The organism is Aeromonas sp. S13(2024) (genome assembly GCF_041402405.1).
Taxonomy (GTDB): Bacteria; Pseudomonadota; Gammaproteobacteria; order Enterobacterales; family Aeromonadaceae; genus Aeromonas; species Aeromonas veronii.
This window is the reverse complement of sequence record NZ_JBGLRA010000001.1, coordinates 31,383-44,710: the sequence shown is the minus strand read 5'-3', so window position 1 is coordinate 44,710 and position 13,328 is coordinate 31,383. Positions and strand designations below refer to the sequence as shown.

General features: G+C 55.7%; 16 protein-coding genes. 1 reads left to right on the top strand and 15 read right to left on the bottom strand.

The features are described from left to right. Positions 1 to 41: 41 nt before the first annotated feature. The 3 genes from tdcC to ACB042_RS00225 form a co-directional block, all read right to left on the bottom strand. On the bottom strand, positions 42 to 1,373 hold the full coding sequence (gene tdcC / locus ACB042_RS00235; RefSeq protein ID WP_371177530.1) for a threonine/serine transporter TdcC: 1,332 nt from the start codon (positions 1,371 to 1,373) through the stop codon (positions 42 to 44). 11 nt (positions 1,374 to 1,384) lie between these two features. Further along, positions 1,385 to 2,389: a bifunctional threonine ammonia-lyase/L-serine ammonia-lyase TdcB gene (gene tdcB / locus ACB042_RS00230; RefSeq protein ID WP_252655378.1), complete on the bottom strand. Its 1,005-nt coding sequence runs from the start codon at positions 2,387 to 2,389 to the stop codon at positions 1,385 to 1,387. A gap of 359 nt (positions 2,390 to 2,748) precedes the next feature. Continuing rightward, complete coding sequence (locus ACB042_RS00225) at positions 2,749 to 3,093, bottom strand: Grx4 family monothiol glutaredoxin (protein WP_005353650.1); 345 nt, start codon at positions 3,091 to 3,093, stop codon at positions 2,749 to 2,751. Between the two features lie 288 nt (positions 3,094 to 3,381). Here ACB042_RS00225 and sodB point away from each other — a divergent pair, with 288 nt between their 5' ends. Beyond that, entirely contained in the window at positions 3,382 to 3,966 is a 585-nt protein-coding gene (gene sodB / locus ACB042_RS00220) for a superoxide dismutase [Fe] (RefSeq protein WP_005334664.1), read from the top strand. Positions 3,967 to 4,078: 112 nt separating this feature from the next. On the opposite strand, the gene ACB042_RS00215 is transcribed toward sodB, so the two are convergent. The 12 genes from ACB042_RS00215 to ACB042_RS00160 all read right to left on the bottom strand — a co-directional run bounded on the left by ACB042_RS00215 (position 4,079) and on the right by ACB042_RS00160 (position 13,316). After that, positions 4,079 to 4,891 carry a VacJ family lipoprotein gene (locus tag ACB042_RS00215; protein WP_323887839.1) on the bottom strand — a complete coding sequence of 271 codons (813 nt, stop codon included), beginning with the start codon at positions 4,889 to 4,891 and terminating at the stop codon, positions 4,079 to 4,081. Between the two features lie 85 nt (positions 4,892 to 4,976). Further along, on the bottom strand, positions 4,977 to 6,245 hold the full coding sequence (ccmI, locus tag ACB042_RS00210) for a c-type cytochrome biogenesis protein CcmI (RefSeq protein ID WP_371177529.1): 1,269 nt from the start codon (positions 6,243 to 6,245) through the stop codon (positions 4,977 to 4,979). Further along, a complete protein-coding gene (locus ACB042_RS00205) occupies positions 6,242 to 6,721 on the bottom strand; it encodes a cytochrome c-type biogenesis protein (RefSeq protein ID WP_017788562.1) in 480 nt (159 codons plus the stop codon). Before ACB042_RS00205 ends, ccmI begins: the two co-directional genes overlap by 4 nt. 11 nt (positions 6,722 to 6,732) lie before the next feature. Further along, entirely contained in the window at positions 6,733 to 7,263 is a 531-nt protein-coding gene (locus ACB042_RS00200; protein WP_005353655.1) for a DsbE family thiol:disulfide interchange protein, read from the bottom strand. Beyond that, entirely contained in the window at positions 7,260 to 9,215 is a 1,956-nt protein-coding gene (locus ACB042_RS00195) for a heme lyase CcmF/NrfE family subunit (protein ID WP_371177528.1), read from the bottom strand. The genes ACB042_RS00200 and ACB042_RS00195 overlap by 4 nt, the downstream gene beginning before the upstream one ends. 82 nt (positions 9,216 to 9,297) lie before the next feature. Continuing rightward, positions 9,298 to 9,789, bottom strand: coding sequence for a cytochrome c maturation protein CcmE (gene ccmE, locus ACB042_RS00190; protein ID WP_005334685.1), 492 nt, complete (start codon positions 9,787 to 9,789; stop codon positions 9,298 to 9,300). Beyond that, the gene (gene ccmD / locus ACB042_RS00185; RefSeq protein ID WP_005353657.1) at positions 9,786 to 9,992 is read right to left on the bottom strand and encodes a heme exporter protein CcmD; all 207 of its coding nucleotides are present in this window, start codon (positions 9,990 to 9,992) and stop codon (positions 9,786 to 9,788) included. Before ccmD ends, ccmE begins: the two co-directional genes overlap by 4 nt. Positions 9,993 to 9,994: 2 nt before the next feature. After that, entirely contained in the window at positions 9,995 to 10,735 is a 741-nt protein-coding gene (locus tag ACB042_RS00180; RefSeq protein ID WP_005334687.1) for a heme ABC transporter permease, read from the bottom strand. A gap of 170 nt (positions 10,736 to 10,905) precedes the next feature. Next, entirely contained in the window at positions 10,906 to 11,574 is a 669-nt protein-coding gene (gene ccmB / locus ACB042_RS00175; protein ID WP_144712268.1) for a heme exporter protein CcmB, read from the bottom strand. 4 nt (positions 11,575 to 11,578) lie between these two features. Beyond that, the gene (ccmA, locus tag ACB042_RS00170) at positions 11,579 to 12,223 is read right to left on the bottom strand and encodes a cytochrome c biogenesis heme-transporting ATPase CcmA (protein ID WP_144712266.1); all 645 of its coding nucleotides are present in this window, start codon (positions 12,221 to 12,223) and stop codon (positions 11,579 to 11,581) included. A gap of 198 nt (positions 12,224 to 12,421) precedes the next feature. Next, complete coding sequence (locus tag ACB042_RS00165; RefSeq protein ID WP_186301831.1) at positions 12,422 to 12,799, bottom strand: DUF2802 domain-containing protein; 378 nt, start codon at positions 12,797 to 12,799, stop codon at positions 12,422 to 12,424. A 28-nt stretch (positions 12,800 to 12,827) separates the two neighbouring features. Beyond that, positions 12,828 to 13,316 carry a chemotaxis protein CheW gene (locus ACB042_RS00160; protein ID WP_005298836.1) on the bottom strand — a complete coding sequence of 163 codons (489 nt, stop codon included), beginning with the start codon at positions 13,314 to 13,316 and terminating at the stop codon, positions 12,828 to 12,830. Positions 13,317 to 13,328: the final 12 nt, after the last annotated feature.

The window sequence follows — 13,328 nt, the reverse complement described above, 5'->3', positions numbered from 1 at the left end:
GCCAGGGGGCCTGAATGACTGATGACGTGCAGAAAAGGTTTTCAGAACAGCTTGGAAACTATATTCAGGATGGTCAGTACACCGATGATGGTGACAAACAGGTTGCTGGCCTGACCTTTATATTTTGCAAGTGCCGGTGTCTTGCTCACCGCATACATCGGCAGCAGACAGAGCAGGGAAGCGATGATTGGCGCCCCCATTGCCTCAATCAGGTCGAGGATGTTGGGGTTCACATAAGCGACCAGCCAGGTCGAACCCATGATGAACAACATACTGACCATGTTGAGTTTTTTACTGGAAACCTTGCTCTTGTCACCCTGGTAGCCAAAGCGGAGGATAAGGCCGTTCAACCCTTCCAGCGTCCCCAGATAGTGGCCAAAGAAGGATTTGAAGATGGCAACCAGCGCAATGATGGACGCCGCATACTCCAAAGTGGTGGCAAACGCAGACTTGCTGCCCGTCATTGAAGAGAAGTGGTTGGCCAGATAGGAGAGCACCGGAATGTTCTGGGCTTTGGCTTCCGCCATATTTTGCGGTGACAGGGTAAAGAGGCAGCTGAAGGCAAAGAACATCACCACGGCCACCATCAGCATGCTGGCACCGGAGATAATCTTCGAGCAGCGCTTCTCGGTAAAATCACGCCCGAACTCCTGCTCATACTCTTCCCGTTTGGAGACGATGAAAGAGGAGACAATCGGCGAGAAGTTGAAGGAGAAGACCATGATGGAGATCCCCAGCCAGACGGTAACCAGAATACCATCGTGACCAAACATCGATATCTCGCTCAGATTGACCTGATCAAAGACGGCACTGTTCCAGTACGGGACGAGGGAGAGAGAGATAACGATCAGACTGGCAATAAAGGGAAAGACCAGATAGCTCATCACCTTGACCATCAGATCTTTACCGAAGTAGATCACGAATACCATCAACATCAACAATGCCAGTGCAACCACACCTCGATTAAGCGGAACCAACTGTAGTTGATGCTCCCAAAATGCCATAAAGGTATTGGTGATCGTCACACCATATATCCACAGCAGTGGGCAGATGGCAAAGAAATAGAGGAAGGTAATTACCACTCCACCCATCTTGCCAAAATGTTCTTCAACGGTCTCGGTAATATTTGCCGATGGATTACTGCCAGAAAGACATAATCTGGCCAACGCCCTGTGGCAATAAAATGCAATGGGGTAAGCCAGCACCAGCATGATTAATATTGGGATCAGGCCACCATATCCGGCCCGGATTGGAAAGAACAAGACCCCCGCCCCGATAGCAGTACCGAACAGACCTAATCCCCATGTGGTATCCGATTTACGCCATGCACGCGTATTCTCTTTACTGCCGGTGACAACACTGTCTAATATCATGACTGCATTCCTTACAGGCTAAATTGACGAATATTGTTCTGTTCGATAATTTCGGCGATCCGGGTCAGATCAATATTGCCACCCGAAATAATGCTGACGGTCTTTTTACCTTCGACATAATGTTTCAGCTTGCCACTGAGCAGCGCTGCCGAGGCCAGAGCTCCCGCCCCTTCGGTAATCACCTTGTTGCGCTGAATAAGGTCAACCATGCTATGACGAATATCATCCTCGGTGACCAGTACAATATCATCCACCAATTGTTTGACGATTTCTAAGGTCAGTGAACCAGGTCTTGCCACATCACAGCCATCGGCAAGCGTGCTGCTGGTTCTATGATTGGTCATGGTACCGGCATAGAAAGAGGCCGCCATACCGTGCACATTCTCGGATTGCACACCAATCACCTTGATGGTCGGATTAATAGATTTGATAGCCATGGCAACACCGGCAATCAAACCACCGCCACCGATCGGTACTATGATGTTATCGACATCATACAAATCTTCGATAATTTCCAGGCCAATGGTGCCCTGGCCGGCAATCACTTTTGCATCGTCGAAGGGGGGGATAAATACGCGGCCTTCCATCTCCACGATTTCGCTGACTTTGGCAATGGTGTCATTGAAGCTATTTCCATGGAGGATCACTTTGGCTGAATAGTCACTGGTTGCAGCAATTTTTGATTTGGGGGCGCAGCAAGGCATGACCACCTTGGCATCAATTCCCAGCATAGCACTGGAGAGTGATACACCTTGGGCATGATTACCCGCCGAGCAGGCGACAACACCTTTTTGTCGGTCTTCCAGACTTAATGAACTGAGCTTGTTGAAGGCGCCACGAATTTTAAAAGATCCTGTACGTTGCATGTTTTCAAGTTTGAGGTAAACCTCGCCATGACAACGTTCGCTGATGTAGTTAGAGGGTAGTTGCGCGGTCTTGTATATATGATTGGTCAGTCTTTTTTTGGCTTCAGTAATATCATGAAGACCAATGGGCAGATTGCTATACATCTTCATCGCAAATCTCTTTTTATTTATTAATTTGTAGGGTTTTATTTCACAGGGCGAAGCGATACTAGGTTCTATCACTTGCAATTAATGTGAGCATAAACACAAAAAAATCTACAAAGAGACTGCGTTACGGTGAAATTATCAAAAAATGTGATGACAGCAACACTTGAATCTCAACGGATTAAAAAAAGTAATCACATATTGGCGAAGAATATAATTAACAACTCCAAAACAAAGCCGTAAAGATTAGATTTTTCAGGGCAATTGCGTTGCTTTTTGCAACCGGCAATCAGTTGCTTGCCTGCCAGAACCGGGACAATAAAAAAGGGAGCCTATAAGGCTCCCTCTCGACAACACAGAACCGATTACTCGGCTGCAGCATCATCTTTCTTGTACTTGGCAGCAGTCTCTTTGATCAGAGCCTGCAACTCGCCAGCCTGGAACATCTCGATCATGATGTCACAGCCACCGATCAGCTCACCCTCAACCCACAGTTGGGGGAAGGTCGGCCAGTTGGCGAATTTTGGCAATTCGGCGCGGATATCCGGATTTTGCAGGATATCAACGTAGGCAAACGGCTCGCCGCAGGACATCAGAGCCTGGGAGGCCTGGGCAGAGAAGCCACAGCTGGGTAGCTTGGGGGAGCCCTTCATGTAGATGATGATGGGGTTGTCAGCCAGCTGCTGCTTAATCTTTTCAATAGTTTCCATAGGTGCCTCACTAGAGCGATTTCGGCGGCCATTCTACTGCAATCTTGCCCGAGCACAAACTGACAAAGGGGTGACCCGGCTCGAATTGTGCAAAGAACCCACACAGGATTGATCGCGATCATGGCGCCAATCAAGAGTTGTTAGGCCATCTTTGATACTGCTACAATCCCTTGGCTTTGGGCTACCCAGCCCCATCATTTTAAAAACAACTCTTTTCACATATAGAAAAGAGTACGCAATGTCTTGCAACCGTCGCCTTCGCACGGTCCAGCCAATGGAGAGTAGAAAATGGCATTCGAACTTCCCGCTCTGCCCTATGCAATCAACGCTCTGGAACCGCACATCTCCCAGGAAACTCTGGAATATCACCACGGCAAGCACCACAACACCTACGTGGTCAACCTGAACAATCTGGTGCCGGGTACCGAGTTTGAAGGCAAGTCTCTGGAAGAGATCATCAAGACCTCCAACGGCGGCATCTTCAACAACGCCGCCCAGATCTGGAACCACACCTTCTACTGGCACTGCCTCTCCCCGAATGGTGGTGGCGAGCCGACTGGCGCCCTGGCTGATGCCATCAACAAGGCATTCGGCTCCTTCGCCGAGTTCAAAGATGCCTTCACCAAATCAGCCATCGGCAACTTCGGTTCCAGCTGGACCTGGCTGGTGAAGAAAGCTGACGGCTCTCTGGCTATCGTCAACACCTCCAACGCTGGCTGCCCGCTGACTGAAGCCGGTACCACCCCGCTGCTGACCGTTGACCTGTGGGAGCACGCCTACTACATCGACTTCCGCAACCTGCGTCCGAAGTACATGGAAACCTTCTGGGCTCTGGTTAACTGGGAATTCGTGGCCAAGAATCTGGCTGCCTAATCAGCCTCGCTTGCCAAAACGCCCCGCACTGCGGGGCGTTTTTTTATCTCGATATGGCTGCGAAAATGAATAAGGCGCCCGCAGGCGCCTTTTACATATCGAGATGACCCGCTTACTGGTCCAGCTCGTCCATGTATTCATCCAGATTGGCATCGTCGGCCTGCTCTTGCTGAGACGCTTTCAGCTCGGTCTGCTTGCCCGTCACCTTGCCCTGGTTATATTGCAGGTAGAAGTCCTTGGTCAGCGCATAAGGATCGAGGGAGTTGTCGATGATCCGCTCCTGATCGATAAGCTTGGCACGTGTGCCCAAGCCATCCAGTGCCCAGTGTGCAACCTTCATCGGGAAGGTTAACAGGGCATAGGGGAAGTAGAAGCTGTCAATCGCATCACCAACCAGCTCCCGGGTGGTGGTCGGGCCGTAGACAGGCACCATGATGTAGGCACCATTACCGATATCGGCCCTGCCCAGCACTGTGTCCATCTCCAGTTTGTTACGCTCGAGGCCTGCATGTTTGGCCACATCGAAGATACCCAGCAGACCGACCGTGGTGTTGAGGGTAAAGCGCCCCAGGTTGGTGCCCGCCCCCTTCAAATCACCGGTGATCAGATGGTTCACCATGCTGCTTGGCTCATCAAAGTTGGCAACAAAGTTGGCAATGCCATCCTTTACCCCTACCGGAATGTAGCGGGCATAGGCATGTACCACAGGACGTGCCACATAGGGTTCCAGCACATCATAGTTGACCGCCCACATGGCCCGGTTGGCCCCTTGGAAGGGATCGCGCGGATCGGCCGCCGTACTGGTGGCACCCGGATTATTCATGCCGGGATTGAGATCCAGACTCTCTGGGCTAGGCTTGGGTGGACCACCGGCACAGCCAGCCAGCAAGAGGGCTGCCAGTATGGCCCCTGAACGAAGATACATATGATTGTCCTGACGTTTTATTTTGATTTATCAGAAGTATAGATAACCCGGCTCCTATCCAGGGGCCGGGTTATCCAAAGGCATATTAGAGGGCGTGATCTATGCGGATGTCAATCGGAGCAGCAGGGATCTCGGCCGTCTTGACCGGCACGGATACCCCTTCGAAGGCTCCTTCCTTGTTCATCACATTGCCACCGCGCGAGAGACGTGCCTTGAACTGCAGCTCCGGATAGGCCGCCAGTTTGCTACCTTCCATCATGGCATCGCCATCCCCGAGTGACAGGGTAACAGGCAGGGTTGGCCCTGCAATACGCTTCACGGCGATGGGCATGGGCGGCCCGTTGGGCACCACGGCAAAGACGAAGAGATGGGCATCTTCCGGCATCTGAATGCCCGCCGCCAACGTGACCTGGATGGGGAATTCCCCCTCCTTCACCGCCAGCGGTTGTCCCTCAACTGCGCCCGCTTTGGCTGCGCCTGAATTCGTCACCTCGATGCCGCGCTGCTTGAGCTGCGCGCGGGCGTACTCCATGGAGCGCTCGACCATCACGTAACGGGGGGTACCTTTCTCCATCAGTGGCAACATCGCCTGCCAGCGAGCCAGCGCGGTCTGGAAGTCCTCTTTTTGCAGCGCCATAAAGGCATAGACGGAACGCGCTTCGATATTGTCCGGATCCTGCGCGATAGCAGCCTGCAACAGGGCATCCGCTTGCGCCTCATCCCCCGTCATCATCAGCGCCTGCGCGTAGGGCACCGCCACCAGCGACTTCTGGGGAGCCAGCGTGTAGGCCCGCTCCAGCGCCTCGCTGGCCATCTCGGGATCATTGCCATCCAGCGCCAAGCGTCCCAGCAGCAGCCAACCGCGGTAGTCGTTCGGTTCATCCTTGAGGCGGGTACGCAGTGCCAGCGTGAAATCCAGCAGATCCTGCTCGGTCACCTGGGCATCCCGCTCCACCAGAATGCGGTTGCTCAGCTCGCCAAGACGGCTGCTGGCATCTTGCCAGCGACTCACCTCTTGCCAGGAGCCCAACTTGTAGTAGAGCCCCAGACTCACCACCAACAGCACCAGTACACCCGGGATCCAGATCAGACTCTTGCCACTGCGGGCAGTCTGCTCCACATCGGGAATATCATCCAAGAGGCTTCGTTGCAGCTCGACCAGCGAGTCGGACTCCTCAGCCAAGACACCCTGCTCGCGCTCTTCGCCAATTTCCAGCAGCCGCTGGCGATAGAGCTGTTTGTTGAGCGCCGAGCGACTGATGCTCTGTTTGCCTTCACCACGCCACAGCGGCACGACGAGCGCCAGACTCACCAGCACCAGCAAGCCCGCAATAACTATCCAAAAAGCGGTCATTGTTTCTCTTCCTCTTTGAGCAGCTCGGCCAGTCGGCGCTGCTCCTCCTCGCTCAAGGCGTTATCCAGTTGTTTTTTCACCGCAGGGGGCCGGCGGCTGCGCATCACGACCACGGCGCCACCGATCAGGATCACCAGCAGCGGGCCGAGCCAGAGGATCAGGGTGGAGGCCATTAGGGGCGGGTTATAGAGGATAAAGTTGCCGTAGCGGGCCACCATGTAATCCACTATCTCCTCTTTATCCTTACCCTCGCGCACCATCTGGTAGGTCTTGTCGCGCAAGTCCTTGGCCAGCCCCGCATTGGAGTCGGCGATATCCTGGTTCTGGCACTTGGGGCAACGCAGCTCCTTGGTCAGTTCGCGAAAGACCTGCTCCTGATTGTCGTTGTCGAAGGTGTAGACATCGATAGCGGCCATGGCGGGCGCTTGCACCACCCATCCCAGCAACAGCAGCAGGGAAGCAATAAATACTCTCATCAGGACTCCCCTCACTTCATGGCATCAAAGATGGGTTTGAGGGTCGACGCCCAGTTCTCGGGGTTGATATCCCCCACGTGGCGATACCGGATGATCCCCTTGCTGTCGATAAAGAAGGTCTCCGGCGCGCCGTATACCCCGAGATCTAGCCCCAGCATGCCGTCCGGATCATAGAGGTTGACCTGATAGGGGTTGCCCAGCTCCGCCAGCCATTTGATCGCCTTGTCGCGCTCATCCTTGTAGTTCATGCCGATGATGGGAATACCCTGCCCCGCCAGCTGTTTGAGGTAGGTGTGCTCGCCATAGCAGGTCGGGCACCAGGTGGCCCAGACGTTGAGCAGCATGGGGCGACCGGTCAGGATACTGCGATCGTGCTGCTTGTTCAGATCGTAAATGTCCTGCAGGGTGAACACCGGCACCTCTTTGCCCACCATCACGGACTCAAGCTTGGTGGGATCGGAGTAGAGCCCTTTGAACAGGAACACCGCCCCCAGCAAAAAGACGATAAAGGGGATTAAAAACAACCAGGTCTTTTTGTTCATGCCTTGGCCTCCTCCTCACGACGGCCGAAACGGTAACGCTTGTCCAGCATCGCCAGCACGCCACCAATGGCCATAAAAACGCCGCCGAACCAGATCCAGCGCACGAACGGCTTGTAGTAGATCCGCACCGCCCAGGCACCGTTGTCGAGCTGTTCCCCCAGCGCCGCATAGAGATCGCGGGTGATACCGGCATCGATGGCCGCTTCGGTCATCGGCATCCGGGTCACCTTGTACATCCGCTTCTCGGGCTTGAGCAGGGCGACCTGCTTGCCATTGCGGTGCACTTCCAGCACGCCCTTGAAGCCATCGTAGTTGGGGCCGTTCTTCTCCTTGATCCCGGCAAAGACGAACTCGTAATCGGCAAAGTGCACCCGATCACCCGCCTGCATCCGCAGATCCTTCTCGATGCTGTAGTTCTGGGTGCAGGCGATACCTATGATGCTGACTGCCAGCCCCACATGGCCAAGGATCATGGCCCAGTGGCTGTTGCCAAGCTTGCGCACACCGACCGCAAAGCTGTGCTTGTGGGTCGCTCGCGCCCAGGTCTCCTGCACGCTGGTGACGATGATCCAGGCCCCCAGACCAATCCCTACCGCCGCCCACGGCTTGAAGGTTTCGGCAAAGAGCAGCGGCAACAGCAAGGCTGCGGCCAGACTCAGCACCAGTGCCACGAGCACCTTGCTTTTGAGTTCTCCCAGCTCCTGACGACTCCAGCGAAATAGCGGGCCAACCCCCAGCAGCAGGGCAAACGGGATGATCAGCCAACTGTAGATGTGGTTGAAGAAGGGTGTGCCGATAGAGATGCTCCCCAGCCCCAGCTCCTTGTGCACCAGCGGCAACAAGGTGCCGAGCAGCACGGTCAGCAGACCTGCAACCAGCATGATGTTGTTGCAAAGCAGCAGGGTCTCGCGGCTCCACAGCTCGTGTTTGCCGTGGCTCTTCACCTGCGAGCCTTTAAAGGCAAACAGCAGCAAGGATGAACCGATCACCGCCAGCAGGAAGCCGAGAATAAACAGACCGCGGGTCGGGTCGGAGGCAAACGCATGGACCGACACCAGCACGCCGGAGCGTACCAGGAAGGTACCCAGCAGGCTCAACGAGAAGGCTGACAGGGCCAGCAGCACGGTCCACGCCTTGAAGGTGGCGCGCTTCTCGCTCACCGCCAGCGAGTGCAGCAGAGCGGTACCCGCGAGCCAGGGCATGAAGGAGGCGTTTTCTACCGGATCCCAGAACCACCAACCGCCCCAACCGAGCTCGTAGTAGGCCCACCAGGAGCCGAGCACGATGCCAAGGGTCAGGAATACCCAGGCCGCCATGGTCCAGGGGCGCGACCAGCGAGCCCAGGTCGCATCGAGACGTCCGGTCATCAGCGAAGCAATGGCAAAGGCAAACGCCACCGAGAAGCCCACATAACCCATGTAGAGCATCGGCGGATGGAAGATGAGACCCGGATCCTGCAGCAGCGGATTGAGGTCACGACCATCTACCGGGAAATAGGGCAAGGTGCGGGTGAAGGGATCGGAGGTGAACAGCACGAAGGCGGTGAAGCCGACCGAGATCAGACCCAGCACGCCGAGTACCCGCGCGACAGCATCGAGCGGCAGACGGCGGCTGAACATGGCTACCGCCGCAGTCCAGCCCCCTAAGGTCAGAACCCACAGCAGCAGGGAGCCTTCGTGGGCGCCCCACACCGCCGAGATGCGATAGGCGAGCGGCAGCAGGCTGTTGGAGTTAGTGGCCACATACTGCACGGTGAAGTCGTTATCGATAAAGGCCCAGGTCAGGCAGAAAAACGACAGCAGCAGCAGCAAGAACTGGGCATAGGCGAGCGGACGGGCCGCCGACATCATGCCAAGACGCCCCCAACTAGCGCCAAGCAGCGGATAGCTACCCAGCAGCAGGGCGGTGGCAAAGGCCAGGATCAGCGCAAACTGACCTAATTCCGGGATCATGAAGGCATTCCTTTCAATTGAACGGTGACAACAGCCGCACCACGCACGGCAGGCAAAGCGGAAAAGGCAAACACCAGAGGGATCACTGCTTGGCTCCCTTCAACTGTGCCTCGGTATACTCCGGCTTGAAGTGCATGCCGTTGGTGGCATCGGCCACTTCCGGCGGCATGTAGTTCTCATCGTGCTTGGCCAGCACCTCGAATGCCTCTACGGTCGTGGCATCCTTGAGGGTGCCCTGGGCAACAATCCCCTGCCCTTCACGGAACAGATCCGGCAGGATGCCGTCAAACTCGACCTTCACCAGATGACCGCCGTTATCCACCAGCTTGAAGGCAACCTTGAGGCTCTGTGGATCCCGCTGTACCGATCCCGGCACGACCAATCCACCGATGCGCAGGCGCTGCCCCTCTTCCGGCTTGATCTTGTCCGGCCCCTTCCCCTCCACCAGCTCGCTCGGGGTGTAGAAGAGGTCGATATTCTGACTGAGGGCGTAGAGCACCAGCCCGCTGACGGTCGCCAGACCCAGGGTGATGGCAAGAATGATGGTGAGGCGTTTTTTGCGTCTCGGGTTCATAGGGTGTTCTCCATCTGCTGGGCCGCCTTGCGACGGGCCTCACGCGCCTGCTTGCTGCGCAACTCGGCGAGCAGGCTGCGGGTTTTCATGCGGGTAGAAATGATGATGCCGACCAGACACACCAGCGTCAGGCCAAAAGAGAGCCAGACATAGAAGGCGTAACCGCCCATCGCCATAAAATCACTGAAAGAGGCAAAGTGCATGCTTACTTCTCCTGCTCTGCAATCTCTTTGACCCAGGGGCGATGCCACTCCCGCATCAGGAGTTCATTGCGAAAACGCATCAGGGTCAGAGCCCCGAGAAATGCGGCAAACGCCAGGATCATGATCAGCAGCGGCCAAAGCATCTCGGGTGAAATGGAGGGTTTGTCAAATTTGGTGATGGTGGCCCCCTGATGCAGGGTATTCCACCACTCCACCGAGTAGTGAATGATGGGCAGGTTGATCACCCCAACCAGTGCCAGAATGCCGGCCGCACGGCCAGCGACCACCTTGTCGCTGAAGGCGTTGTAGAGAGCAATCACGCCGAGGTAGAGAAACAGCAGGATCAGTTCAGAGGTGAGCCGTGCATCCCACACCCACCAGGTTCCCCACATGGGTTTGCCCCAGGCGGCACCGGTAAAGAGGGCAATAAAGGTAAATACGGCGCCGACCGGCGCAATGGCTGCAACCGTCATGTCCGCCATCCGCAATTGCCACACCAGGCCGATAAAAGCGGCCACCGCCATGGTGGAGTAGGCTCCCATGGAGAGAATGGCGGAAGGCACGTGGATATAGATGATCCGGAACGAATCTCCCTGCTGGTAATCCGCTGGCGCAAACGCGAGGCCCCAGACAGTACCGATCACAAACGAGAGCAGACTAATCACCGCAAACCAGGGCAACAGCGTGCCTGCCAGCTGATAGGCACGCTCCGGTTTGGCATAAGGGTGCAACCATTTCCACATAGCTCACAAAACCTTTTTGTTATTAATCGTTTGGCGAGGCCTACCATACCGACCGCAGGGCAGCATCAAATACCCCGAAAGCAATAAGCGGCACTCTCCTTGATCCATCGCAACATTATTTTTTGCAAAAAGACTCCGTTCGGAGCCAAATCCGGTTCAGCTCACGGCCATCAGTTGAGGCTGACCCGCAACGCCGCCGACACAGCCAGCGGCGTCAGTGTCAAAGCCCCCACCAGCATGGCGGCCAGAATGGCAAGCTGTCCGCCATAGGGCAAGCTCATCCCCGCGGCATCGATGGCTGAGGTGGCAAAAATCAGTACCGGAATATAGAGCGGCAGGATCAGCAGACTGAGCAGAACCCCGCCTTTGCGCAGTCCCACCGTCAACGCAACCCCGACCGCGCCGAGCAGACTCAATACAGGAGTGCCCAGTGCCAGCGTTGCGACGACCGCCAGATAGGTGTTCATATCCAGCGACAGCAAAATCGCCAGCAAGGGAGAGATCAGCAGCAGCGGCAAGCCGGTCAGCAGCCAGTGAGCGACCACTTTCGCCAGCGCCAGCAAGCCCAGCGGGTGCGGCATCAGCATCATCTGCTCCAGCGCGCCATCGGCAAAGTCGTCGCGAAACAGCCGCTCCAGCGACAACATGGCCGCCAATAGCGCCCCCACCCAGATAATCCCCGGGGCAATACGGGCCAGCAGTTTGGGCTCCGGGCCAATCCCTAACGGAAACAGGGTGATGACGATGAGGAAAAACCAGAGCGGATTGAGAATATCGGAACGCTGGCGCAGAGCCATCAGCAGTTCACGGTGAATAAGGTGCATAACAGCGCGCAACATGTCGTTACTCCTGCAATGTCGAGGCGAAGGGGGTCAACGAGATAGTCTTCAGCCGTCCCTGCATCAGGGTCAGATCCTGATGGGTGGTGAGGATCACCATGCCGCCCCGCTCGGCGTGGGCCAGAAAGAGCTGTTCGAGCACCTTGACCCCTTGCTTGTCGATGGCTGTAAAGGGCTCATCGAGGATCCAGAGTGCCGGTTTCTGTGACAGCCAGAGTCTGGCCAGGGCCACCCGGCGTTGCTGGCCGGCAGAGAGTTGTCCGGTCGGGTTCTCTTCAAATCCGGCCAGCCCTACCCGGGCCAATATCTGCCACAAGTTAGTCTCTATTTGCTGCGGGTAATGCAACTGCTGGTAGAACTTCAGGTTTTCAAAAGGGGTCAGCGCCGCTTTGACACCGGGCTGATGGCCGAGATAGAGCAGATTGGCATGATACTCATCACGACAGTGACGAATATTCTCCCCATCCCAGCACACCTCACCGGCAAACGGCTGCGACAGCCCAGTCAACAACCGCAATAGGCTGGTCTTGCCAACACCGTTGGGCCCTTCAATTTGCACCAGATCGCCGGGCGCAACAGAGAAAGAGAGGTGTTCAAACAGAGTGCGATCTTCGCGCACGCAGCTCAGATTGTTAACTTGAAGCAGCATGGGGATTTTTTCAGAGAAAATGAAGCGGTCTGCATCTTAACACAGTATTGGAATACGTCTTTTCAAAGATGCAACAATTGAACTGACTGGCGACCGGGATCACAAAGAAAATATGGTAGAAACCGCCTGCTCAACGCAGCTGGGGGACAAGCGGCTGCACGCCATAAAATTCAGGAAGGCAATTGCCTTCCTGAATCATCAAGAGCGACCTTTTCGCAACGATATCAAGAGCTCGGCCTCTGCCTTTGGCAACTCGCACTCACTCATGACTTCATCAAGATCGGCGCCCAGTTCGACCATCTTGGCCGCTCGGCTGTAAAGCCTGCGTTCGGGATCCTGCATGGTCAGCTCTTGCTGGCGCTCATTGACCTGCTGCATCGCCACTTCCACCGACTGCAGACGCTGCCCCATGCCAATGGCACCGGTATGGAGCTCCATCATCTGCTTGCGCAAGCTTTCCAACTGACCTTGCAGGGTTGCCACACTGGCCTCGGACTCCTGCTTGCTGCGCTTGCTCTTGAACCAGATATAAGAGGCAAACGCCAAGGCAATCAGGGCCCCCCCCAAGGCAACCATCTCGATTATCAAAACATCACCTTACTTATCAGAGGGAACCGATATCTTCCCACTCTTCATCGGAGAGCAGCTTGTTCAAGTCAACCAGGATCAGCAGTTGCCCATCGCGGTTGCTCACCCCCTGAATAAACTTGGCGCTCTCTTCAGTACCGACCGCAGGTGCCGCATCGATTTCAGAAGAACGCAGATAAACCACTTCCGCCACGCTGTCGACCATGATGCCGATCACCTGCTTCTCTGCCTCGATGATCACAATCCGGGAGTTTTCACTCACATCACCGGAAGGCAGACCGAAACGGGAACGGGTATCGATGACAGTCACCACATTGCCACGCAGGTTGATGATCCCCAGTACGTACTCAGGCGCACCCGGCACCGGTGCAATTTCGGTGTAGCGCAACACCTCCTGAACCTGCATCACATTGATGCCGTAGGTTTCGTTTTCCAGTTGGAAGGTTACCCATTGCAGCACTTCATCTTCGGCCAGATTCTGTGCAATATTGCGCTTTTCTGTCATGCTTTTATTCCT

Coding starts and splice junctions, on each gene's coding strand:
- ACB042_RS00195 (WP_371177528.1), bottom strand. CDS start 9,215: ATGATCCCGGAATTAGGTCAGTTTGCGCTGATCCTGGCCTTTGCCACC.
- sodB (WP_005334664.1), top strand. CDS start 3,382: ATGGCATTCGAACTTCCCGCTCTGCCCTATGCAATCAACGCTCTGGAA.
- ccmE (WP_005334685.1), bottom strand. CDS start 9,789: ATGAACCCGAGACGCAAAAAACGCCTCACCATCATTCTTGCCATCACC.
- ACB042_RS00215 (WP_323887839.1), bottom strand. CDS start 4,891: ATGTATCTTCGTTCAGGGGCCATACTGGCAGCCCTCTTGCTGGCTGGC.
- tdcC (WP_371177530.1), bottom strand. CDS start 1,373: ATGATATTAGACAGTGTTGTCACCGGCAGTAAAGAGAATACGCGTGCA.
- ccmA (WP_144712266.1), bottom strand. CDS start 12,223: ATGCTGCTTCAAGTTAACAATCTGAGCTGCGTGCGCGAAGATCGCACT.
- ACB042_RS00160 (WP_005298836.1), bottom strand. CDS start 13,316: ATGACAGAAAAGCGCAATATTGCACAGAATCTGGCCGAAGATGAAGTG.
- ccmI (WP_371177529.1), bottom strand. CDS start 6,245: ATGACCGCTTTTTGGATAGTTATTGCGGGCTTGCTGGTGCTGGTGAGT.
- ccmD (WP_005353657.1), bottom strand. CDS start 9,992: ATGCACTTTGCCTCTTTCAGTGATTTTATGGCGATGGGCGGTTACGCC.
- ACB042_RS00200 (WP_005353655.1), bottom strand. CDS start 7,263: ATGAACAAAAAGACCTGGTTGTTTTTAATCCCCTTTATCGTCTTTTTG.
- ACB042_RS00225 (WP_005353650.1), bottom strand. CDS start 3,093: ATGGAAACTATTGAAAAGATTAAGCAGCAGCTGGCTGACAACCCCATC.
- tdcB (WP_252655378.1), bottom strand. CDS start 2,389: ATGAAGATGTATAGCAATCTGCCCATTGGTCTTCATGATATTACTGAA.
- ACB042_RS00205 (WP_017788562.1), bottom strand. CDS start 6,721: ATGAGAGTATTTATTGCTTCCCTGCTGCTGTTGCTGGGATGGGTGGTG.
- ACB042_RS00180 (WP_005334687.1), bottom strand. CDS start 10,735: ATGTGGAAATGGTTGCACCCTTATGCCAAACCGGAGCGTGCCTATCAG.
- ACB042_RS00165 (WP_186301831.1), bottom strand. CDS start 12,799: ATGGTTGCCTTGGGGGGGGCCCTGATTGCCTTGGCGTTTGCCTCTTAT.
- ccmB (WP_144712268.1), bottom strand. CDS start 11,574: ATGTTGCGCGCTGTTATGCACCTTATTCACCGTGAACTGCTGATGGCT.